This window comes from Pedobacter cryotolerans, assembly GCF_005116475.1.
Classification (GTDB): Bacteria; Bacteroidota; Bacteroidia; order Sphingobacteriales; family Sphingobacteriaceae; genus Pedobacter; species Pedobacter cryotolerans.
The window spans coordinates 212,115-236,473 of sequence record NZ_SWBO01000001.1; the positions used below are offsets into that span (position 1 = coordinate 212,115).

At 33.8% G+C, this 24,359-nt stretch carries 19 protein-coding genes; 16 read left to right on the forward strand and 3 right to left on the reverse strand.

Annotation, left to right across the window (positions count from 1 at the left end):
* Positions 1 to 137 precede the first annotated feature (137 nt).
* The 6 genes from FA045_RS00995 to FA045_RS01020 all read left to right on the forward strand — a co-directional run bounded on the left by FA045_RS00995 (position 138) and on the right by FA045_RS01020 (position 11,124).
* Positions 138 to 3,077 carry a SusC/RagA family TonB-linked outer membrane protein gene (locus FA045_RS00995; RefSeq protein ID WP_136873531.1) on the forward strand — a complete coding sequence of 980 codons (2,940 nt, stop codon included), beginning with the start codon at positions 138 to 140 and terminating at the stop codon, positions 3,075 to 3,077.
* Positions 3,078 to 3,097: 20 nt separating this feature from the next.
* Positions 3,098 to 4,612, forward strand: a complete 1,515-nt coding sequence (locus tag FA045_RS01000; RefSeq protein WP_136873533.1) for a RagB/SusD family nutrient uptake outer membrane protein — start codon at positions 3,098 to 3,100, stop codon at positions 4,610 to 4,612.
* 62 nt (positions 4,613 to 4,674) lie between these two features.
* A complete protein-coding gene (locus tag FA045_RS01005) occupies positions 4,675 to 5,328 on the forward strand; it encodes a hypothetical protein (protein WP_136873535.1) in 654 nt (217 codons plus the stop codon).
* Positions 5,329 to 5,691: 363 nt separating this feature from the next.
* Positions 5,692 to 8,793 carry a SusC/RagA family TonB-linked outer membrane protein gene (locus FA045_RS01010; protein ID WP_136873537.1) on the forward strand — a complete coding sequence of 1,034 codons (3,102 nt, stop codon included), beginning with the start codon at positions 5,692 to 5,694 and terminating at the stop codon, positions 8,791 to 8,793.
* A 25-nt stretch (positions 8,794 to 8,818) separates the two neighbouring features.
* A complete protein-coding gene (locus FA045_RS01015) occupies positions 8,819 to 10,420 on the forward strand; it encodes a RagB/SusD family nutrient uptake outer membrane protein (RefSeq protein WP_205943073.1) in 1,602 nt (533 codons plus the stop codon).
* Positions 10,421 to 10,482: 62 nt separating this feature from the next.
* Positions 10,483 to 11,124 carry a hypothetical protein gene (locus FA045_RS01020; RefSeq protein WP_136873539.1) on the forward strand — a complete coding sequence of 214 codons (642 nt, stop codon included), beginning with the start codon at positions 10,483 to 10,485 and terminating at the stop codon, positions 11,122 to 11,124.
* Positions 11,125 to 11,158: 34 nt separating this feature from the next.
* Here FA045_RS01020 and FA045_RS01025 read toward each other — a convergent pair whose 3' ends face one another.
* A complete protein-coding gene (locus FA045_RS01025; RefSeq protein WP_136873541.1) occupies positions 11,159 to 11,566 on the reverse strand; it encodes a DoxX family protein in 408 nt (135 codons plus the stop codon).
* A 2-nt stretch (positions 11,567 to 11,568) separates the two neighbouring features.
* On the reverse strand, positions 11,569 to 12,468 hold the full coding sequence (locus FA045_RS01030) for a S66 peptidase family protein (protein WP_136873543.1): 900 nt from the start codon (positions 12,466 to 12,468) through the stop codon (positions 11,569 to 11,571).
* 39 nt (positions 12,469 to 12,507) lie between these two features.
* Between FA045_RS01030 and metG the strand changes: the two genes are divergently transcribed.
* Entirely contained in the window at positions 12,508 to 14,616 is a 2,109-nt protein-coding gene (metG, locus tag FA045_RS01035; protein WP_136873545.1) for a methionine--tRNA ligase, read from the forward strand.
* A 195-nt stretch (positions 14,617 to 14,811) separates the two neighbouring features.
* On the forward strand, positions 14,812 to 15,147 hold the full coding sequence (locus FA045_RS01040) for a hypothetical protein (RefSeq protein ID WP_136873547.1): 336 nt from the start codon (positions 14,812 to 14,814) through the stop codon (positions 15,145 to 15,147).
* Positions 15,148 to 15,219: 72 nt separating this feature from the next.
* On the opposite strand, the gene FA045_RS01045 is transcribed toward FA045_RS01040, so the two are convergent.
* Positions 15,220 to 16,014: a hypothetical protein gene (locus tag FA045_RS01045; protein WP_136873549.1), complete on the reverse strand. Its 795-nt coding sequence runs from the start codon at positions 16,012 to 16,014 to the stop codon at positions 15,220 to 15,222.
* A gap of 363 nt (positions 16,015 to 16,377) precedes the next feature.
* On the opposite strand from FA045_RS01045, the gene FA045_RS01050 reads away from it, so the two are divergent.
* The 8 genes from FA045_RS01050 (at position 16,378) to FA045_RS01085 (ending at position 24,358) form a co-directional block, all read left to right on the forward strand.
* Positions 16,378 to 16,620, forward strand: coding sequence for a hypothetical protein (locus FA045_RS01050; protein ID WP_136873551.1), 243 nt, complete (start codon positions 16,378 to 16,380; stop codon positions 16,618 to 16,620).
* Positions 16,621 to 16,742: 122 nt separating this feature from the next.
* On the forward strand, positions 16,743 to 18,428 hold the full coding sequence (locus FA045_RS01055; RefSeq protein ID WP_136873553.1) for a tetratricopeptide repeat-containing sensor histidine kinase: 1,686 nt from the start codon (positions 16,743 to 16,745) through the stop codon (positions 18,426 to 18,428).
* A gap of 12 nt (positions 18,429 to 18,440) precedes the next feature.
* The gene (locus FA045_RS01060; RefSeq protein WP_136873555.1) at positions 18,441 to 19,109 is read left to right on the forward strand and encodes a response regulator; all 669 of its coding nucleotides are present in this window, start codon (positions 18,441 to 18,443) and stop codon (positions 19,107 to 19,109) included.
* Positions 19,110 to 19,380: 271 nt separating this feature from the next.
* Positions 19,381 to 19,593, forward strand: a complete 213-nt coding sequence (locus FA045_RS01065) for a hypothetical protein (RefSeq protein WP_136873557.1) — start codon at positions 19,381 to 19,383, stop codon at positions 19,591 to 19,593.
* 101 nt (positions 19,594 to 19,694) lie between these two features.
* The gene (locus FA045_RS01070) at positions 19,695 to 20,759 is read left to right on the forward strand and encodes a type I restriction endonuclease (protein WP_136873559.1); all 1,065 of its coding nucleotides are present in this window, start codon (positions 19,695 to 19,697) and stop codon (positions 20,757 to 20,759) included.
* 36 nt (positions 20,760 to 20,795) lie between these two features.
* Complete coding sequence (locus FA045_RS01075; RefSeq protein WP_136873561.1) at positions 20,796 to 21,482, forward strand: vWA domain-containing protein; 687 nt, start codon at positions 20,796 to 20,798, stop codon at positions 21,480 to 21,482.
* Positions 21,463 to 22,350, forward strand: a complete 888-nt coding sequence (locus tag FA045_RS01080; protein WP_136873563.1) for a protein phosphatase 2C domain-containing protein — start codon at positions 21,463 to 21,465, stop codon at positions 22,348 to 22,350. Before FA045_RS01075 ends, FA045_RS01080 begins: the two co-directional genes overlap by 20 nt.
* The gene (locus FA045_RS01085) at positions 22,328 to 24,358 is read left to right on the forward strand and encodes a serine/threonine protein kinase (RefSeq protein ID WP_136873565.1); all 2,031 of its coding nucleotides are present in this window, start codon (positions 22,328 to 22,330) and stop codon (positions 24,356 to 24,358) included. Before FA045_RS01080 ends, FA045_RS01085 begins: the two co-directional genes overlap by 23 nt.
* The last annotated feature ends 1 nt before the right edge of the window (position 24,359 follow it).

Sequence of the window (24,359 nt, forward strand, 5' to 3'; positions counted from 1 at the left end):
AGCGTTTATTTTAAAATTATTCAATTTGCTGTGTTAGGTTATTGTTAAAAAATGTTAAATAAAATTTGTGTTACACATCTATTGTAACTACATTTATACTTTACAAAACTAATTAACTAACCTAAATTTTAAATTTTATGAAAAAACTTCTACGAAGTTTGTTCATCTTGTTGTTCGTTGCAACTTCTGCAATGGCACAAGAAAGAACAATTACTGGTACAGTTACCTCTAAAGATGACGGACTTCCGATGCCTGGAGTAAGTGTAAAAGTTAAAGGCACCAAAATAGGTGTCTCTACAGGAGCGGATGGTAAATATACCATTTCAATTCCAGCGAGTGCAACAGAGTTAGAAATCAGCTCAATAGGGTTTGCTGCTCAAACAATCTCAATTGGCTCAAACAGTGTTATAAATACTGCTTTAGTAACCGACTCTCAATCATTGGGGGAGGTTGTAGTAACTGGTTATGGTGCTGTAAGCAAGAGATCATTTGCTGGTGCTACAGCAAGTATATCTACAGGAGATGTTGCAAAACAAACTTATGGATCATTTGACCAAGCGCTACAAGGTGCTGCAACTGGTGTAACTGTTGTAGCAAATGGTGGTCAGCCAGGTCAGCAAGCTGTTGTAAGAATTAGGGGTAATGGCTCAATTAATGGTGTAAACACACCATTGTTCATCTTAGATGGTATTGAAATTTCAGCAGCTGATTTCCAAACAATGAACCAAGCTGATTTTGAAAGCATTGAAGTATTAAAAGATGCTGTTTCTACAGGTATTTATGGCTCAAGGGGTGCAAATGGTGTATTCGTAATTACTTCTAAAAGAGGTAAAGTTGGACAAGTTCAGATCAATTATGATTTGCAAGTAGGACAAAGCACTATGCCAGAAGACCGTTTAATTGTAATGAATAGTGAGCAGAAAATCAATTATGAAGTACAAAGAGGAAATCCTTATGGATGGACTCCTGCGCAACAGGATTCTTTAAAGAGAATAAACTTCAGTTGGAAAGATGCTTTATTTCAAACAGCGCAAACTCAACAGCACCAAATTTCAGCCAATGGTGGTAGTGAAGGAAGTAGATTTTATGCTTCATTATCATATATGGATCAAGAAGGTATTGTTCAAACTACAGGTTTAAAACGTTATATCGCTAGAGCTAACGTGGATAATACAGTTAAGAATTTTAGATTTGGTTTAGGTGTACAAGGTGGTTTCTCAGACAGAAGAAATACTGGTGAAGCAAATACATTTTTAAGTTCTCCGTTAAATGCAATACGTTGGAGTAACCCTTACGAAGTGGATTATTTAGCTGATGGTAGTTTTAACGAGTCGGGTGGTGTAGGTACAGGTCAATTGGGTTCAGGACAACCAAATGGCGCAATGGAGTTGTTTTTAAATTATAACTATAACAAACAATTAAAAGGTATAGCAACAACTTATTTAGAGTATCACTTCCCAACTGTTAAAGGTTTGTTTTTAAGAACTAACTGGGGAATTGATTATACTCAAAATGAAAATGCAACATTTACCGATCCTAAAACATCAACAGGTATCGCTAGACAAGGGATCTTAAATAGAGCGATGGATAGAAACTTCCGTTATACTGGAACAACATCTGCTAATTATAGAAATGTTTTCGGCAAACATGAAGTTAACGGTGGTATTTTCGGTGAGTTAATTAAAAATGATTTTAGATCATTTGGCTTTACTGGATATGGTTTTACTAACGGTTTTACTAATGAAGCTGGTATTACACCTGGTACTGCTACCACTCCAAACTATATTCCAGCTGTTACTGGTAATGGTAACCAATATGGCCTATTGTCGTTATTTGCAACCGCTAACTACGGTTATGATGGTAAATATTTCATCAACTTAGTTGGTAGAAGAGATGGTTCATCAAGATTTGGATTGAACAATAAGTGGGCTAACTTTGGTTCAGTAGGTTTAGTTTGGTTAGCTAGCGAAGAGGATTTTATCAAAAAATTCACTTTTATTAATAACCTTAAGTTTAGAGCTAGTTACGGTTCTACTGGTAATAACGGAGCTGCTCTTTATCCAATACCACAATTTGCTCGTACAGCTTATGCTGGTGCTGGCGCTTGGTCTCCAAATGTTCCAGGAAATCCACTTTTATCTTGGGAGGTTAATACCACTACAAATATTGGATTAGATTTCGCAGTGCTTAAAAACAGATTAAATGGTACAATCGAATGGTATAACAGAAATACTTCAGATCAGTTTTATAACCTGCCAGTAGATCCATCTGCAGGTGGTTTTACATCTATCCAAAGTAATTTTGGTACTCTTAGAAACAGAGGTGTTGAAGTTGCCTTAAATGGTGATCTGGTAAGATCTTCTTCAGTAACTTGGAATTTGGGAGCAAATATATCTTATAATAGAAATGAAATTACTTCATTGCCACAAAACGATGTGATTAGTGGAGTAACAATTCTTTCTGAGGGAAGTCCTGTAAATACGCTTTTCTTAGTTCCTTATGCTGGTGTTGATCCTGTAACAGGAAACGCACAATACAGAAAATTAGACGGAACAATAACTCAGGCTTTTAGTGTTGCGGATAAAATTAAATATGGTACTTCTGATGCGCCTTGGTTTGGTGGATTATCAACAAGAGTTGAATATAAAGGATTTGATTTAAGTGCTCAAGTTAACTTTTTCTTAAATAGAGAAATGTATAATAATGATTTGAATAACATTTTAAATCCAACGTATTATTTCGATAATATGCATATTTCTATGTTAAACGAATGGACTACTACAAATAGAAATACGGATGTTCCAAGACCTGGAAATGCTTATCAACCACAAACATCAAGATTAATAGATGATGCTAGTTTTTGGAGGTTACGTAACGTTACTTTGGGATATAACTTTAGGCCAGCATTGTTAAAAAGTATAAAAATTAGATCTGCTAGAGTTTTTGTTCAAGGACAGAACCTTTGGACATCAACAGATTTCAGAGGGTTTGACCCAGAAGCAACAGGTACTTCTTTAACAGGTGCACAATATCCATCTTTAGTGCAAGCTACATTTGGTTTAAACATTGGGTTTTAATATTTAACACGAAGAAAATTATGATAAATAAAATATTTAAACGTACATCAGCGTTAATTTTAGTGGCTGTATTTACGTTACAAAGTTGTCAAGATGACTTTGTAAATCTTGAGCCAGAATTTGCCCTTGATGCAGTTAACAATCCATCAAGCATTGAACAAGTTGAGCAGGTACTTGACGGAGCCTATGCAAATTTTAGAGCAGGTGATTATTATGGTTCAAATAGTGGAACTGGAGGCGGAGCGGCAATTATGCCAGACGTATTAAGTGACAACCTATACGAAACAATTCAAACTTTAGCTAACTCGAGAGACATGGCTAACTTACAGTTTCAACAAAATACTGCGCAGATCACTAACATCTATAATGCAATGTATAAAGTGGTTTCTGTAGCAAACATTGTTTTAAGAGATATCGATAAGTTTACAACGCCAGCAAATCAAAAAAGAGCAAATAGAATCAAAGGTCAAGCTCATGCCATTAGAGCTCTTGCTCATTTCGATCTATTTAAATATTTTGCTGAAAGTTACGATAGAAATAGCACTACAGCATTAGCATTGTTTTATAGTAAATCTTTCGAAGTTACTACCGCTGCTAAACCAGCTAGAGTTTCTAACAAAGTATATTACGATGAATTGTTTGCAGATATCAGTGCGGCTCAGACACTTTTAGCGGATGTAGATAGAAACGTTAATCAAGGGTTTGCATTAACAAAACCAAAAATTGGTTTATCGGCAGTACATTTATTAAAAGCTAGAGTTTCTTTATATGCAGGCCTATATGCTGATGCAATAACAGCAGCAACAGCAGGTATTGCTTTAGCACCAGCTTTAGTTACTAATCAGGCTACCTTTACTGGTATGTATACCGAGGCAGCTACAGGAGAAATAATCTGGAATGTACAGTTCGATGCTGGACAAAGTGGACCAACTTTTCTTGCCTTTTTTGCAACAAATAATAGAAGTTATTTCAGGCCGGCTTTAGAAATTGCTACAGTTTCTGGTACTGCTGGTTTAATTCGTAATACAGATATTAGATATAGTGCTTATTTTGCAAACGTTTCACCTACTACCGAAGTGCCACAAGCCTTAGCTTTAACAAAATACAGAGGAAAAGGTGGAGTTTCTAATGGTAATGCCAGTTTTGTTGCCATGAAAACAGCAGAGCTATATTTAATTCGTGCAGAAGCTTATGCTAAAGGATCTCCAGCTCAAGAAGGATTAGCAATGACTGATTTAAATGCAGTTAGAACAGCTAGGATTGCAGGCTATGTTAACGAAAGTTTAACTGGTGCTACTTTAATTGATGCAATTGCGAATGAAAGAAGAAGAGAATTTGTTGGTGAAGGCCATCGTTTTTTCGATTTGAAACGTACTACGAGAACTTTAACAAGAGGAAGTACTTGTGGAATTGCATCTCAAAGTCCAATTACGAAATGTTCATTAGCACCAACAGCTAGAGAATGGACATTCCCAATTACAGAAACATTAAGGAATGCAAATTCTAACTTGGTACAAAATCCAAGTTGGAATTAAAATAATCAATTAAAGGGGAGCAAAGTTTGCTCCCCTTTTTTTATATTGTATAAAATTTTATTATGAAAAGGATAATCCTAACACTCACGCTGCTAATATGTTTCTTCTATTTAAATGCTCAACAAGGTTTTCAATCTTATGCAGACGGCTCACCTGCCACTTTAATAAAAAAAACTGATGTTGAAGGAACTGAACTGCTTTATGAAAATTGGCTGCCTGCTACAATAAAATCTTCAAATGGTAAAGAATATACAAATGTTATGGTTAAATATAATTTGTTAGAAGATGTGCCTTATTTCTTAGGTAAAGGGGATGTAACGATGATTTTTTCATCTCCAATTAAAGAATTTGTGATTGAAGATAAAGTTGGGGCCAAGAAAAGGATTTTTAGAGCAGGTTTTCCAAGCTATAATCAATTTACAACTTCAACCTTTTTTGAAGTGTTGGTAGATGGGAAGATAAAACTACTTAAAAAACAAGGTAAACGAATAACTGAGGCTAGAGCCTACAATTCTGCAACTACAGTTAAAAGTATTATAGATGATGTAAGTTATTATCTACACGAAAACAATCAACTAATTGCTATAAAACGCGATAAAAAATTCTTTTTGTCACGACCAAAAATCACAGAAGCTACCTTGACTATCCTAAATGATAAAAAAGTCAATTTTAGAGATCAAGATACTTTAATCGAAATAGTGAAGACTTTTAATTAAAACGCCTAAACTTAAGTTTTTTGCAATAATTAATACTTATGTTATCAGAATTGATAACATGACTCGTTCCTTTTTGGTTAATAAGCGGTTCAGCTTATAGAGAGAGATAAGAAGTTCTTTCAATCTATTAATGGTTATAACTCTATGACAAAATAATCTTCAATAACAAACAAATAATCTTAAAAATAAAGCAGATTTAAAACCAAGAGTTAAAACTTTTAACTAATAATAGAAACTGCTATTGCAATGCCAATATTTGTAATATTTTTGTTAATTATATGTTAAAATAATTTGCGGTTGTGTTTCAATAACCATATATTTAATATTTAATTAACTAAAAACTAAACTAAAATTCTAAAATTTATGAAAAAACTTCTACAAAGTTTGTTCATTTTGCTATTTGTGGCTTCTGCGGCAATGGCGCAAAACAGAACAATTACTGGTACTGTAACATCAAAGGATGATGGCTTACCAATACCCGGAGTTAGTGTAAGGGTTAAAGGAACAAACATTGGTACTTCTACAGGTGCAAATGGTAAGTTCTCATTTATTGGGCCTGGTAATTTAAATTCAATTGAATTTAGCTCTATTGGGTTTATCTCGTTAACTGTGTCCGTAGGATCCAGTAATGTAGTTAATGCTGCATTGGTATCTGACTCAAAAGCATTAGGTGAAATTGTAGTAACAGGATATGGTACTGTAAGTAAAAAAGACAATACCGCTTCTGTATCTCGGATTTCTGGCAGTTCTGTTACGGATGTCGCTATCCCTTCTTTTGATAGAGCTTTAGCTGGTAAAGCTACTGGTGTACAGGTAATTACTCCCTCTGGTTTATTAGGGCAAGCTCCTCAAATCAGAATTCGTGGTATCAATTCAATTAGCTCTGGTACATCTCCTTTATTTGTTATTGATGGTGTTCCTTCATTAAGCGGAAACGTTGGAGGTTTTACAAGCGCTAATGCTCTAGCAGATATTAACCCAAATGACATCGAGTCTATAGATATTTTAAAAGACGGAGCTGCAACAGCGGTTTATGGCTCTAGAGCTGCAAATGGCGTGGTTTTAATTACCACCAAAAGAGGTAAAAATGGTGCTCAATTTAGTTATGATGGTTATGCAGCAGTTGCAAATGTTTCTAAAAGATTTGATTTGTTAAATGCAGATCAATTTATAGAAATTGCTAACGAGAGATATCGTAATGCAGGTGTAACTGTAGTTAATGCTGTGCCAACTCCAAATGGAAGTGGTGGTTTTGTAGATACAGACTGGCAAGATGTAGTATTTAGACAGGCATTGCAACAAAATCATGCACTATCAGCTTCTGGAGGTACAGACAAAACTAAGTATTATTTTTCTTTGGGTTACTCAGATCAAAAAGGTGCAATTGTTGCAAACTCATTAGAGCGTTATTCTCTTCGAGCAAATCTGGATCAAAAAATTAATAAAACGTTTACTTTTGGTATTACATCAGGTTTTACTTATCAGAATAACTTAGGGCCAACGTCTGCTTCAAATGCCCTATCAGGAAATATTTTTGCTGCAACTAGAATGCTGCCAAACGTTCCTGTTTACAACCCTGCAGATCCAACAGGTTATAATATTGCTCCAGATAGAAGGTCATTAGGTTCAGGTTCAAATCTAATTACGATTTCAGATAATATTCCAAATATTTTATTTGTACTAGAACAAAACCCTAGAAAATCTCAAACTTATAGAGTTTTAGGAAATACATACTTAGAGGCTAATATTATTTCTGGGCTTAAATTTAAAACACAATTGGGATTAGACGCTTCTTTTGTTGATGATTTCTCTTATACAGATCCACGTGCTGGTGATGGTCTAAGTGCAAATGGAAATATGTCTCAAGCGTATTCACCGTTTATGAGATGGAACTGGCAAAATATTTTGACTTATACTAAGTCTTTTAATTCTACACATAATATTGATGTAACTCTGGTGTCTGAATTTCAAAAAGATAAAAGTTCATTTTATCAAGCGTCAATATCAAATATTTCAGATATTTTCTTTAATCAGAACATCACTTCAAATACATTTGTTACACCTAACGTATCTGGTGGTTTAACTTATGGTGGTATCGAATCGTATTTAGCTAGAGCGAGTTATAACTACAAAAGCAAATATTATTTAGGAGCGTCAATTAGACGTGATGCTTTATCTGCATTACCTGAAGCAAATCGTATTGGTTATTTCCCTGGTGTATCTGCAGCATGGAGAATTTCTGAAGAAGATTTCTTTAAAAATTCAAGTTCATTAAAATTCATTAATGAATTAAAGCTAAGAGGATCATTTGCTGAAGTTGGTAACACAAGTATTGGTTCATTCCCTTATTTAGGTACTTATGCAGCAGCAGCTTATGGTAACCAAAGTGGTATTGGATTTAACCAAACGGGTAATCCAGATTTGAAGTGGGAATCGCAAAAATCGTATGATATTGGTATAGATATGTCAATGTTCAATAATAGAGTTAACGTTGTAGCTGCTTATTGGAAAAAAGATAATATAGATGCTATATTAAGTGCGCCAACACCTCCTTCGGTTGGTATTCCGGGTAACTCAATTAGCAGAAATATTGGAAGTATAACCAATAATGGTTTAGAGTTTGCAATTAATGCTGATGTGCTTTCTTCAAATAAATTGCAATGGAATACGTCATTAAATTTCTCTACTCAAAATAATAAAGTTTTAGCTCTTGTAAATAATCAGGATATAGCTGGAGCATTTAATATCATTAGAGTTGGCGAGTCTATAAATGCAATTTATGGTTATCAATATATGGGCGTAAATATGGCTAATGGTAATCCAATTTATCAAAAAGCTAATGGAGCTTTAATTCAAGGTAATATTACTACTCAATCTTATGTGGGTTACGATCCTGCTAATCCATCTGTTTTAGGTGCAGCAGCTACATTAGCTGCAGCAGATAGAAAGATTTTGGGTAACAGTTTGCCTAAATGGTTCGGTGGATTTAACAACACTTTAACCTATGATAATTTTGATTTAAATGTGTTCTTTCGCTTTCAAGGCGGTAACTATATAATGAACCGCACAAGACAAGATTTGTTGAACATGAACTTTGTAAACAACTCTACTGAAGTTTTAGGTAGATGGAAAAGCCCTTCAGAGCCAGGAGATGGTCAAACGCCAAAACTATGGGCTGCAAGAGGGACTTTTGTTAATTTACAAGATCAAGCGTCAACAAGATTTGTAGAAAAGGGAGATTTCTTAAGATTAGATAACTTGGCATTAGGTTATAAATTGCCTTCTAATGTATTATCTAAGGTAGGAATTAGTAAATTAAGAGTTTATGCTTCAGTTCAAAATGTATTTGTAGTTACTGGTTATTCTGGATTAGACCCAGAAACAAATACAAGTGGTGCTGGGGTAGATTTTAATGGTAATCCGCAGTTAAGAACTTTTACTTTCGGTCTTAACTTAGGGTTTTAGTGTTCATTATTAAAAAAAGAATAGAATGAAAAAAATATTAAATATAGGTAAATTATCAGTAACCACTGCAATTATAGGAGCTATGCTTACAGCTTCGTCTTGTAAAGATGTTACTGATTTACAGCCAAATAACAGTTTCTCTGAAGAAAGCGCATTTAGTTCCCCAGCAAGGGTAGCTTTGGCAATAACGGGTGTTTATAGTGCGGCACAAGCTGGGCCCTATACAGATGGATCAAATAGAGGGTATCCTTTTGGTGCTGCAAACACGCTACAGCAGGATGCAAGAGGTGAAGACATGATTGCTGTTCCATCATTTTTTGGGATCACTTATGGTAACACTTATGGTATTACCACAGCAAACAATCAAGGTATGTGGGAAACACTTTATAACATGATTAATAGAGGCAATGTAGTAATTGAAGGAGTGAAAAAAGCCGCTACTGATGGAACAATACCAGGGCCATTGGCTTTGCAATATGAAGGTGAGATTAGATTTTTAAGAGCCATGGCTCATCATGAATTGTTGGTTCATTTTGCTAGGCCATATTCGCACAGTGCTGGAGCAACTCACTTAGGAGTTCCATATAGAACAGTAGCTGCAAGCTCTCCTGCTGGAGTAGATGCAAATCTTAGTCAAGCGAGAAATACGGTAAAGGATTGTTATGATAAAATGTTAGAAGATTTAAATTTTGCTGAGGCTAATCTTCCGGCTACTTACACTGGTAGTACCTTAAAAGTATCAAGAGCTACTAAAGGTGCGGCCATAGCTTTAAAGACAAGAATTAACTTGCATAAAGGAGATTGGCCAGCTGTAATTGCAGAAGGTGCTAAAATCATTTCTGCAGCAGCTCCATATACAAGTCCGATAGGTGGATATGCATTAACTGCAACTCCTGCAGGTCCTTTTGTTACTGCAAGCAATTTCTCTAATACAGAATCTATTTTTTCTATTGAGAATTCTACAACTAGAAATTCAGGTACCAATGGGGCTATCTCTACTATGTATACTAATACTCCAGGTAGAGCTTTAATGGCAGTTTCTCCAATTATTTATAATGCATCTTTTTGGTTGCCTGCAGATTTACGTAGATCTTCTTTAACAGTAGTTAACTCAACTAAAGGAGTTTTTTCAACTAAATATCCTGACTTTACAACATGGACTGATGCAAACCCTATTATTCGCTATGCAGAAGTTTTACTAAATGTTGCAGAGGCAAATGCTAGACAAACAGCGTTAAGCCCACAGGCTTTAGCCTTATTAAATGCGGTTAGAAATAGAGCTGTAACTAACGTAGCAGATCGTTATACAATTACAAATTTTACTACTGCTAATAGTTTAACACTAGCAATTTTAAACGAGAGAAGAATAGAGTTTCTAGCAGAAGGACACAGATGGAGTGATATTCATCGGTTAGCGAATGACGTTAATTTCTCTACGGGTGGTGTGCCAGCTAAAATTGATTGGGCAGGAATTACTGCTTCAGCGTGGAACGCCTCTGTACCTTTTACAGGGCCAAGAGCGATAACGGCAGTGCCTTATAGTGATTTTAAATTTGTTTGGCCTTTTCCAGTTACTGAAACAAATACAAACCCAACATTAAAAGACCAACAAAATCCAGGTTGGTAACAATAGATTAATTAATAGAGGAAGTGTGTAATGCACTTCCTCTATTTACTTTTAAAAGGATTATGAAAAACAAATTATTAAACAGCTTCTTGCTTTTTTTAGCAATAAACGCTATATCTATAAATTTAAGTAAGGCTCAATATGAATTTATACCTGATCAAACTACTGGCAAGCCTCTTACCACTGCACGGTATGAAAATGTGACCGGAACTCCCTATTTAGTTGATGCTTGGCTAAATGGAGAAGTTAAGTTGGCAAATGGAAGTATAGTTAAGCCAAAAGCAATTAAATATGATGCTGTTACAGACAAATTATTGTTTCAACAAGATGGTAAAATATTTGAGTTCTTTCCCAGGGTAGCTGTATTTAAATTGTTTGCTCCAAATCAAACAAGAACATTTTTAATAAATGATAAGAACGATCAGTATTTTGAACTTTTAACGGATGGTGACATTAAGTTATTAAAGAAAACAAAAAAAGTTGTTTTAGAGCGTAAAGGCTATAATTCGGCTACGGTTGAAAAAGTTATAGATGAAAACATCAAATATTTTATTTTAGTTAACGATAAACAATCTGAGGTAAAATTGAATAAAAAAGCACTCGCAAAGCTTTTGCCTAACTATAAATCGCAGATTGATGAATATACGATATCACAAGGCACTGAAGAGAATGATTATATCAATCTAATAAAGTCATTAGAATAAAGCTTATTGTACTATTTAATGCTGACCTGATGCCCTACTTCCTATCCACACTATATTTACCAGGCCCAATAAAAATCAACCCTAAAAACACAATACCTAATTCAATTGCATGAGAGGCGCCATTAATACCATCGCCTTTGGCAAAGTGAACTAATGCAGCAATAATCATGGTGCAAACTAACATCATGTTAACAGGTCTAAAAAATAAACCTAAGATCAGTAAAAAGCCACCTAAACCTTCGCTTATGGCGGCTAAAAACCCCCAAATCGTTGGCAAAAAATCTATGCCCACAACTTTCATACTGCCACCTAATCCTTCCCATCCGCTTGGGCCACCCATAATTTTAGGCAGACCATGCACCATCATCATGATACCTAAACCAACTCTTAAAATTAATAATCCCGTATTACGGTATTTGCCTAAACTTTCAAAAACTGCCATTGTTATAAATATTTAAAATCAACTTTTTTTGTATCAACAGTTAAATTTACGGTTTTTCCTAAAACCATAGCACGGTTATCATCAATATGTCCTGTTGGGAAGTTAAAACATACTGGGTAATCATATTCTTTTACCAAATCCCAAATAATTTCTTCAGGCGTTTGCCCAAATGGGATTTTTTCTTCTGATATTTCATTAAAAGCGCCAATAATCAATCCCTTTAAGTTAGCTAATTTTCCAGCTCTTTTAAGCAAGCGAATCATCCGATCTATCGAATATTCATGCTCGCCAACATCTTCTAAAAATAAGATTTTATCGGTATAATCCATTTCCGATTTAGAACCTTCTACAGCAATTAACAAGCTCAAATTTCCACCAATTAAAATTCCTTCGGCTTTGCCAATACGGTTGGTAAATTCGCTCTTGTAAGTATATTCAACTTGTTCGCCAAATAGAATTTTTCTCAAACTTTCTAATGCTTCTGGCGTACTTTCATCAAAAGTATAAGGCATTTGCCCATGGATACTCTGGGTTTGTAAAGCTGCAAAGGTGTGCGATAATAAAATCGTTATATCACTAAATCCAATGAGCCATTTTGGATTTTTGTTAAATGCAGTAAAATCCAGTTCATCTATAATTCTAATGGTTCCATATCCACCTCTGCCAGCAATAATGGCTTTAATGCTTTTATCGTCCAAAAATTGTTGTAAATCATCCGCTCGTTCTCTGTCTAAACCAGCAAATTGATGGTAAGAACCTTTAACAGTTTTCCCAATTACCACTTCTAAGCCCCAACTTTGTAAAATCGCAATTCCAACATCAATGCTTTTTGGTAATTTTTTGGCCGGACAAACAATTGCAATTTTGTCGCCTTTTTTTAAATGCGCTGGCTGTTTAATCATTTTTAAAAAACTTATCTTTGCCAAAATAAAAAAATAGTTTTGGATAACAGTAAAATAAAAAGATATACCGTAACGGCAGCATTGCCTTACACCAATGGTCCGGTGCATATTGGTCATTTGGCAGGGGTTTATTTGCCTGCAGATACCTATGTGCGTTACCTTCGCTCTAATAAAAGAGATGTTAAATTTATTTGTGGATCTGATGAAAACGGTGTTCCAATAACCTTAAAAGCAAAAAAAGAAGGCATTACTCCGCAAGAAGTAGTGGATAAATATCATAAAATTATTGGCGATTCTTTTAAAGAATTTGGTGTTTCTTTCGATATCTACCACCGCACTTCATCGTTAACACATCATCAAACCGCATCAGCTTTTTTTAAAAAATTGTATGACAATGGTGTTTTTACGGAAGAAATTACTGAACAATATTACGATGAAAAAGCGCAAACTTTTTTAGCAGACAGGTACATAACGGGTACTTGTCCGAAATGTGGAAATGAAAATGCTTATGGGGACCAATGCGAAAGCTGCGGAAGTACGTTAAATGCAACAGATTTAATCAATCCGAAATCTACCTTATCTGGCGAGCCGCCAATTAGAAAAGAAACTAAAAACTGGTTTTTGCCATTAGATAAATACGAAGATAAGTTACGTGCATACATCGAAGGTCATAAAGAATGGCGACCAAATGTTTACGGCCAATGCCAAAGTTGGTTAAATGCTGGTTTGCAGCCAAGGGCGATGACAAGAGATTTAGATTGGGGCGTTAAAGTGCCAATTAAAGGTGCTGATGGAAAAGTTTTGTATGTTTGGTTTGATGCGCCAATTGGCTATATTTCTGCTACCAAAGAACTTTGCAATTACGCAACTTTAGATGTTTGGAATCCTAAGGCAGAAGAATACTATATCGATCCGGCAGAAGATGACAAATGTAGCTTTGAAGAATATTGGAAAGACGACAGTACCAAGCTAGTTCACTTTATTGGTAAAGACAATATTGTTTTTCATTGTATTATTTTTCCAGCAATGCTGATGGCGCACGGCGATTATATTTTAGCCGATAATGTGCCAGCAAACGAATTTTTGAACCTCGAAGGGCAAAAAATATCAACCTCAAAAAATTGGGCAGTTTGGTTAAATGAATATTTGTTAGAGTTTCCTGATCAGCAGGATGTGTTGCGTTATGTTTTAACCGCTACAGCTCCAGAAACTAAGGATAATGATTTTACTTGGAAAGATTTTCAAGCACGTAATAACAATGAGTTGGTAGCTGTTTTTGGTAATTTCATTAATCGCGTAACCGTACTTACCCACAAATATTTTGATGGTAAAGTGCCAATGTTAATGGAAATTACCGAGCAAGACCAAGCCGTAATTGATGAGTTGGCGAGCTACCCTGCTAAAATTAGCGCTTCGATAGAAAATTACAGGTTTAGAGAAGCATTAGGCGAAGTGATGAATGTTGCTCGTTTAGGTAACAAATATTTAGCAGATACCGAACCTTGGAAAGTAATTAAAACTGATGAAGATAGGGTAAGAACTATTTTGCATATCTCCTTACAAATTGCTGCCAATTTAGAGATTTTGATAGAGCCATTTTTACCATTCACGGCAGATAAATTAATGAGAATGCTAAATTATGGTGGTCATAAATGGGAAGATGCAGGTACATTAAATTTATTAGCTCGTGGCCATCAATTAAATGAACCAACACTTTTATTTGCAAAAATTGAAGATGAGCAAGTACAGGCACAAATTGATAAACTAAATAATAGCAAAGCTGAAAATATTCAGGCAAATGCAAAAGCTGTTCCGGCCAAAGAAAATATTCAATTTGATGATTTTGGCGCAATGGATATTCGCGTAGCTACTATTATTGCAGCAGAAAAAGTAGAAAAAACTAAAAAACTATTAAAGCTTACCGTAAACACAGGTTTAGATGAAAGAACGGTGGTTTCTGGCATTGCCGAATTTTACAAACCAGAAGATATTATTGGCCAGCAAGTTAGTTTATTGGTTAATTTGGCACCAAGAGAAATTAAGGGCATTGTTTCGCAAGGCATGATTTTAATGGCAGAAGATTCGGAAGGTAAATTAACTTTTGTACAACCTGCTATAAAATTTGAGAATGGAAGTGTGGTAAGATAAACCTACCTTGCAGTTTTAATCAAATAATTATCAGGATTTGTAATTTACCTTTATAGATTATCTATTAAGTGATTGTTTTTAGATAACATATAAAAAAGGGATTAAAATTATTTAAATGTTTTATGCAACATGATTGTAACGATGTAAGCATGTAAACTAAACTCTACAAAAAAACTGTTACAACAACAAAAAAATATGATGACACAAATTAATCTATATTATCCACTTTGGAAGAGATACTTACCTGTATTGGCTATCCAAATGAAAAAAGCAATTACTGAAGAGCAAGAAATTAATTTTACAAAATCAGATTTGCACAATTTAGGTAATAGAAATAAGGCTGATTATTCCTTTAGCTTAGAGCTAGAAAATGGTAAAGTAAAAAATAATATTTCGGGATCTGCTGTAGCCAGAGATTTATACGATGTATTATTAACCAGTCCGAAAATAAAAGAATTGTTGCAAGACAATCATTTTAAATTTAGTTTGGGTAAAGCTTATGTTTTAAAAATTACTTCTTTAAAAGCATAAAAGAAATATACACGGTTTAAACTAAAAAGGTGATTTTCGATATGAAAATCACCTTTTTTTTAGCTGAACAATTTATTTAATTGTTTTATACTTAGATAAAGCATACTTATTTAGTATATAATAGCTAGATAACTGCAATTCTCTTTTATAATTTAAAGGGTAATTTCCGCCAGAGGTATAAAACTCTGCACTATCTCTATCTATTTTTATGTGCCAAACTTTACCAAGTGAAAATTTTGTAAGTGTATCTGGGCGAGTTATTCTTTTTTGGTTTGTTACTTTGAAAGTGTCTAAGGCAATAATTGGGGTGTTCCCAATTTTCTGATCGCAATAAATAGCTTGATAACGTTCGCCTGTCCAATACATACATTGTTTAGGAGGTTGAGTAGTAATTCCTGCTAACGTAGCTCCCGCTACTAAAATTGTTGCAATAGTAATATTTCTCGTTTTCTTTGTTGAGAAGAATTGGGCTGTTTTATTTAACTTATCTGAGCTTTTTGGATTTTCTCTTTTAATATTTTTCCATGCGCTAAAAGGACGTAATTCAAAATCAATTAGCCAAGCTAATAGCTCAATGTTTCTATCGTCAGTATCATTCGTTTTTTCTTGCAAAAAGTTTATGAGAGGTTTAAATTTATCTATGTCAACGGATCGGATACTTTGACTATAATCGTCTCCCTTACTTGGCAGATCAAAAAAAGCTCTTAAAATTGCTTCATCTTCTTTTATTGGTCTTTCAAAATAAACCTTCAAGCATTCGTCTCTTAGCTTAGCGGGTTTAGGATTTGATAAATTAGGCGAAAAACCACTGCCTACTGCTTTTTTTTGGTAATCAAGAATTACCTCTTTTTTATAATTTTTAAACATTTCGAGAGAATTAATGCTGCAAAACTAAGCCAAATTTCTGGATTGTTAGTTCATTTTTAGAATTCTATCAGAATTATCAGAACGCTATCGGAATCATCGGAATTCCTTACTTTAAAGCTCTTTCAGCCCCCACCTTTGTATCAGCAAACAGCAAATGCATTCAATTAAAATGCAGGAATTGATTGCTAAGAGTGAATATCGTGGTAACTGATTACCGAACGGGAAGCAGTGATTTGCTTACCACGATTGAAGCTCAAAAAACTTCCCAAAAATTTCAGAAGGCCTTCTGATTTACAAATGTAGTGAACCTCACGGCGGTCGTGTGGAGCTACGCAGTATTTCATTATCTAAAATTTTTGAATCATGTTTTTACCATATTTTATAGCACTTTTTTTAGGCTTGGTGTCTCCAAGCGAAACCTCAAATTATCAAACTAATACTGAAATGGTTAGTACAAGCAACAATGACCCTGGCGAAACTATTCCAGGTGATGATGATGGTACAGGGGATACTGGAGGCGGAACAGGTGGCGGAAGCACTGGTGGTGGCGTTGGTGGTGGTAGTACAGCAGGAGAAAATGGACATGTTCCTCCTCCAAATCCATAATAATATATTGTATAAAATAGGTGATCCAATCACCTATTTTAACTTAAACCTTATTTTGTATCATTTTTTAAACAAATAATTCGTTTGTTTTATTTTTCTATTTTTGGGTCAAATCCCATATTGTGAAAAATTTAAGTTTTGTACTACTCTCTTGCGTTTTATGGTTAGCTTCCTGTACTACCACAGACACTAAAGATGTAAAAATAAACAATGTACTATTTGATCAAGCGATCAAATTTCGCAATGCAAATCAATACGATAGTGCCTTTTCATATTTCAGTAAAGCAAAAGATTTTTATTTGCAAGGAAATGATAGTTTAGGAGTAGGAAAATCATATGGTAATATGGCATATATTCTACTTAATAATAACGATTATTTAGGAACCCAAGAGCTGTCTCTAACAGCAATTACATATTTAGATAGCAAAAAAATAGATCATCATAAAAATCTTCATTTCAATTTTTATAATCTTGGTATTGCCTCAGAGCATTTGGCCAATTATGATGGTGCGATTTCGTTTTACATAAAAGCACAAAAATATGTAAAGGATAGTCAAAATCTATACATCTTAAAAAATGGTATAGCAAATGCTTATAGAAGGAAAAATGATTACAATAAATCACTATCAATTTATAATGAAATTTTAAAGCAAAACATTGATACCATTGAATACGCAAGAGTTTTATCAAACCTCGCTTATACAAAATGGTTACAAAATTCTAATTATCGGGCTACGCCAGATTTATTAAACGCCCTAAAAATTAGAAAAAATAAAAGTGACATAGTAGGGTTAAATGCCAGTTATTCGCACCTTTCAGATTATTACGCTAATAAAAACCCCGATTCATCAGTATATTTTGCTTCAAAAATGTATCAAATCGCTATAGGTACTCAAAACCCATATAGTCAGATCCAAGCACTACAAAAATTAATTAAATCAAGTACAGCTATTCAAGCAAAAGCATACTTTTTAAGGTATCAAGATTTAGTGGATAGTGTGCAAATTGCTAATAATGCATCAAAATATCAATTTGCAATTATCCGCTTTGAGGCAGAAAAAAGTAAAGCAGAAAATTTGTTACTCCAAAAAGAAAATACAGACAAAAAATATCAGATAGTTAAAAGAGAAATCATGCTAATTTTTGTAATTTTTATATTGGTTGCTGGCGCCATAATCGCAAAAATTTGGTATAAAAAAAGGCAACAAAAAGTAGCATTAGAAACCAAAAATGCCATTCGAGAAAATCAACTGAAAACGTCGAAAAAGGTACACGATGTAGTAGCAAATGGATTATATCGGGTAATGACAGAAATAGATAATCAGGATCAAATAGACAGAGAAGCTATTGTAGATCGATTGGATGATATGTATCAAAAATCAAGAGATATATCTTACGAAGTGGAAGATTTAATCCCTAAAAAATTAAATTTTAGTGAGCATATAAAGTCTTTATTAAATTCATTTATAACCCAACATACAAGCATAATTATTAAAGGAAATTCAACCGATTTTTGGTCTATGATTTCTCCTAAAACCACGTATGAAATAGAACATATTTTACAGGAGTTAATGGTAAATATGAAAAAGCATAGTAAAGCAACGCAAGTTGATGTTTCATTTAAAAGTGTGGATAATGTTATAACTATCAGTTATTTAGATAACGGAATAGGCATACAAGGAGAGCCTAAATATCAAAATGGACTTACAAATACGGGAAACCGTATAAAACATTTGAATGGGGAAATTACCTTTGATACACAATTAGAAAAAGGATTACGAATTTCAATCTCTTTTCCTGTTGCCTAACTACCTTTTATTATGTTTAAAAAAGTATTAATTGCAGAAGATCATGAGAGTGTGAGTATTTCTGTGCAGAAAACATTAACTGAGCTTGGTATTGTTTACGACAATTCTAACTATGTATACTATTGCGATGACGCAATTAATCGCATTAAAAAAGCAATAAATGATAAAAATCCGTATGAATTACTAATCACCGATCTTTCGTTTGAAGATGATACACCACAATTGATAAAAAGTGGTGTAGAGCTTATTAAAGCGATTAAATTAATACAACCCACAATAAAAATCTTAGTATTTTCTATAGAAAATAGATTAGAAATTGCGAAAGCTTTAATTAAAGATTTAGACATTGATGCCTTTGTGCCAAAAGCTAGGCATGATGCTAAAGACATGAAATTGGCGATTGAATCTATCTTAAAAAATAATAAATACCTTTCGCCAAATTTAAAGCAAACTTCAAGCGTAGAAAACCCACATCAGTTTAGCAATTACGATAAAACCATTATCTCTTTATTAGCTAACGGAATGCCGCAAAAAGATATTCCGTTTTATTTAGAAAAAAATAACATCAAACCATCAGGCTTAAGCAGTATCGAAAAGCGATTAAGCCATATAAAAGAAGTACAGGGCTTTACAAAAAACGAACAATTAATTGTTTTTTGTAAAGATGGCGGCATCATTTAACATTCATATTTCTTATTTGGTAAAGCAAAAGTACAGCTACGATGAATGTTAGTCGGGCTGTACGCTACCTTGCCTGCTGGCAGGAATCTTTTACCCCTAAATTTCCTAAAAGGGACTTTAAGTAAAAAGGATACCGCTTCCATCCCGTTTATTGAACAAGCTCTACTGCAAATCACCAAATTTTTAAAATAATTCTTCGCTTTACGGTTTCCCGTAAGGAATGTTCTTTTAGCGTATTTACATTTGATATCATCTCTATATCAATGTAATTATGCCCAATTTCTACCTCAACAGTCAAGCTCAAGCCAACGGAGATCATGAAGTACACAAAGAAAACTGTACGTTTTTGCCTTTAATTAAAAACAGAATTTTATTAGGCGATTTTAATTTTTGTAGCGATGCAATTACCGTTGCCAAACAAAAGTACCAAATCTCGAAACTTACAGGCTGCTACTTTTGTGCAAAAGGTTGCCATAGCAGATAAAATACTATTTACGCTCAGATAAATGATGGGGGTTGTTTCTGGTGTAGGGCTAGAGCAACCGCCACATTTTGAAAGGAAGATTTTAAAAATTAAAATATAACATGGAACTAAAATTAAAACTCGAGCAGCTGCATCAGCGTGTAAGTGGATTAAAAGATCAAATTAACACCGAAGAAGCAACCAAAAATGCATTTGTAATGCCTTTTATACAAATTTTAGGTTATGATATTTTTAATCCAACAGAAGTAATTCCAGAGCATATTTGTGATATAGGAACCAAAAAAGGTGAAAAGATTGATTATGTAATTAAAAAAAATGACGAGCCCATCCTCATTTTCGAATGCAAGCATTGGAAAGAAAATGCAGATGCGCATAATTCTCAATTGCACAGATATTATCACGTTTCTAAAGCAAGGTTTGGCGTGTTAACCAATGGGACAATCTATAATTTTTATACTGATTTAGAAAAACCAAATATTATGGATGAGAAGCCTTTCTTAACCATTGATATTGAAGATTTAAAAGATAGCTCAATTAAAATTTTAGAGAGTTTCACTAAAAACGAATACCATTTAGAGACAATTTTAGATTCGGCAGAAGCGCTAAAATATATCAAGGCAATCCGTAAAGAGTTTGAGAAGGAAATAGAAAATCCATCAGATGAACTTGTAAAGCTATTGGTTAATCGATTTTTCGACAAGCCTTTAATTGCCAGTAGAATGCTTGCATTTAAAGATTATACCAAAAAAGCTTTAGCTATTTCTATCAACGAATCTATTAGCCATAGGTTAAAATCTGCCTTAAGCATTAACGAAAAAATAGAAAAGCAGGATGAAACCAAAACAAATACAATCGATCAAAATACTGATACAAATAAAGTAATAACCACAGCCGAAGAGTTAGAAGCTTTTCAAATAGTAAAAGCAATTTTACGTGAAAAAATCGCTTCTGATCGAATTTCATCAAGAGATACGCAGTCTTATTTTGGTGTTTTATTAGATGATAATAATCGTAAGCCCATCTGCAGGTTTCATTTTAATACCGTTAATAAATACATAGAAGTGTTTCATAACGGAAAAGATGCTGGTGAGAAACATCAACTAAATAGCCTTGATGAAATTTATGATTTTAGAGAGAAGTTGCATGAGGCTTTGGACAGATATTGATAAAACATAAATAATTTCTAAATTAAAACAAATCCAATGAGTAACATCACAGAAATTCCAGACGTTGCGTCGTCAAGAACATTCCATCAATTAGGTATTTTAGTGCTTGACGGAAGTGGCTCTATGCAACATTATATCGGAGATGGAAACCGACCTTTGGCAGACAACGTAAATGTTTCCGTAAGGGACTTTTTAGGGTTTTTCAAAAACAGTTCAATTAAAAATAATTTTTCAATTGCTGTGGTAACTTTTGATGACAATGCAACTATTCACACACCTATCACGCCATTGGAAGACATTGACGATTATGCCGACTATAATCCTGTAAATAATGGACACGGTGGCAGAACATTTATTGGCGGTGCATTGCAAAAAGCGGAAGAACTTGCTAAAGAGTTTTTATCTTCTCCCGAAGCTCTTCAAAATAGCATTGACCATAAAGTAAGTATTATTGTTTTATCGGATGGTTTGTGCTTAAAAGCAGATGAAACTCTAAATATTTCAAAACAAGTAAAGGAAAATGACAAAATTCAAATTTGTACAACATTGTTTTTAGCAAAAGAACAAATTGGAGAAGAAGAAACGAAGTTGGCTAAAAACGTACTTCTTGATGTTGCTTCTGCTCCTAATTTTTTCAAGACAAGTTATTCAGAAAATGATTTGAGACAATTTTTTACATCGTCTCTATCAGCAAATACTAAGTATGGAAAAACCGACATTTAAATTACTTACAGCAACAGGTACAGTTACAAACAAAACGGAAAATCAAGACGCACATATAGAACTTGAAAACGCAATTATTGTTGCTGACGGATTAGGTAGTCTATCTTTTGCTGGAGAGGCTTCAAGCATAGTTGTTCAGAGTATCAATTCTGAATTACTCAACAATTTTGAAAAGTCTGAAATAACAGACTTCAAACAACTTTTTGAAAATGCAAAGAGCAAATTGATTGGTCAAGCATCAGAAAACGAGAATGACCCAAATCATTACGGAACAACAGCAATTGTTGCTTTGAACAAACAAGAAGAATTGGAAATTGCATATGCAGGGAACGGAGCGGTATGGCATATAAAAGGAAATTTTAACGAATTTCCGATTACATATTTATTTCCATGGAATGCTGTTAACCTGTTAAATCCTCACTCTATTCCTCACGGAGGCAAAGAAGCTTTGTATAGATTAATTTCAGCAAACTCTTCTTTTCAAGAAGCAGAGCCAAGCGTAATAAAGTTGAAGAAAGACAATTTCTTTGGAGATATTTTGATGATTTGCACCGACGGTATTTTTTCTAATGACCAATTGAATATGGGAAGCAATTCAGCTGGGAAATGGATAAAATTTGAAGAAACGATGAATTTATTTTTTCAAAAATTGAAATTATATTTTGAAGAAACAGCAGAACACAACCGTAAAAACTTAAACGAATTTGTAACAAATTATTTAGAAGCAATAAAACCTTTAATTGATGACGATGCAAGTATTGGCATCTTAATCACACCTCAGGTTTTGCAGTATCAAGATAATAAAAGAATGGAAAACAACAATAACCTTTCAAATGATGAAGTAATTGAAAACAATCCAGCTCAATAGCAACCTTTATAAGACAACCAATCTAAACACTGAGTTTGACAATATCAATCACTTTGTTATTGACGACAAACCTTTTGCAAGTGGCGGCTTTGGCGAAGTATATCTTTGCAAATCAGCCAATGGTAAAACATTAAAAAGGATTCAAGTAATAAAAATACTTCTAAATGATGGAACAGGTAGCGATGAAAGAGGCTTTAATACTATTAGAAGATTTCAAGATGAAATTTCAAAATACAATGAAAAACTAAAAGATAATAACGAAAAAACCTTAGACAAGGTAAACGGACTTGGTGCTTTGCCACAATTTAGTTTTGAGGGAACACTCAACAATAAAAGAGTAACTGGTTATTCTGCCAATCTCTTAGAGAGTAAAAAATGGATTGAATTTGATAGTTTTTTCAACGAAGCAGATTTAGATAAAAGGAAGAAACTAAAGAACGAATTTTACAATCTTTCAGTAAATCATAGGTTAAAAATGGCTTATGATTTAGTTGAAGCTTTCAAGCATTTGGGCAATATGAATTTCATATATGCCGACCTTAACCCTAAGAACTTCTTCGTAAATATGACCGAAGGCAAACTCTGCCTTATTGATTACGAAGGAGGTGCAATAAATGACAATCCTGAAATTTTTGGAAAACCTGGTGATTGGCTTGCTCCGGAAATTCAAAAGCAATTGAGAAGTGGGAAATCCTTAATAACTGTCGATTTTAATACCGATACTTGGGCTGTTGCGATTGGTGTACATTTTCTGCTTTTTCCATTTCATCCTTTGTTTTTCTTGAAAACAGTAGGACGAGATGAAATAAGTAACTATTTTTTAAAATACAGGTATCCCGTAATTGATAAAACAGAAACCAATTTTAAAGACCCACAAGCTTATGATTGGTATATTGAAAGATTAAAGCAACTTCCAAATGGTATCATAAAGGCTTTTGATGAAACTGTAAATTATGGATACAAGAACCCAAGTAGAAGATTAAGTTACAAACAATGGCATCAAGCGATTGGCAGTTTAATGACTAAGCCAATTATAAAAAGGTTTACTTCCAATTCTTCTACAGTTCTGAATGGAAAAAGTGTAGAATTATTGTGGGATGTTGAAGATTTTGAAAGCATTAATATTGCTGGAATAGGATATATAACAGGCAAAAATTCAATTTCCGTATCTCCTACTCAATCGGTAATTTATAAATTAACTGCCGAAAACGCTTTCGGAAAAGTAGAACAAGAAATTAGAATTGAAGTACTCGCCTTACCTAAAATCAAAGAGTTTAGAAGCAAACAACATAAAATCGAATTTAGTAAATCAACTGATTTAAAATGGGATATTGAAAATGCTGAAAAAGTAGAACTATTTTACGATGGAAAAAGTGAAGTATTAAACAATCGCGGAGAAAAAAAAATTGAACCTCAAAAACACACTCACTATAAAATAGTTGCGACATCTTTAGACGGAAAAACAAAAATCGAACAAGAAGTAACAGTTGAAGTTTACAGCCGTATAAAAATCAAAAGCTTCACATCAAATTATTTATTTGTGGTTGCTTCTGTTCCCGTTACGTTGAATTGGGACATTGAGAATGCAACTGAAATAGTGCTGGAAGACAATCTCGGAAACAAAACAGATGTATTCAACAATACAGAATTTTCAGAACACATCAAACAAGATACTACATACAGAATTTGGTGCAAAAATGAATTGTTTAACGAGACATCCGTAAAACTTCATATAACAGTAATCCAGAACAAATATGAGCTTGAATTACTAAATTTAGTGCCCAAATTTGACCAAATTGTGCCTGACATTGGTAAAGCCATTAATCTTGATTATGAGTTCATTCCGACAATAGATTATGATATAGCACTTAGCTTGGAAACAATTGATTTCAACCTAACTATTGACCATAGTGACGGGACTATTTCAACAAATATTGCAAAAAAAGTATCGAAGCCAAAAAACATAAAATCAATTGTTGATAAAATCAAATCCTATATTAAACCTTAAC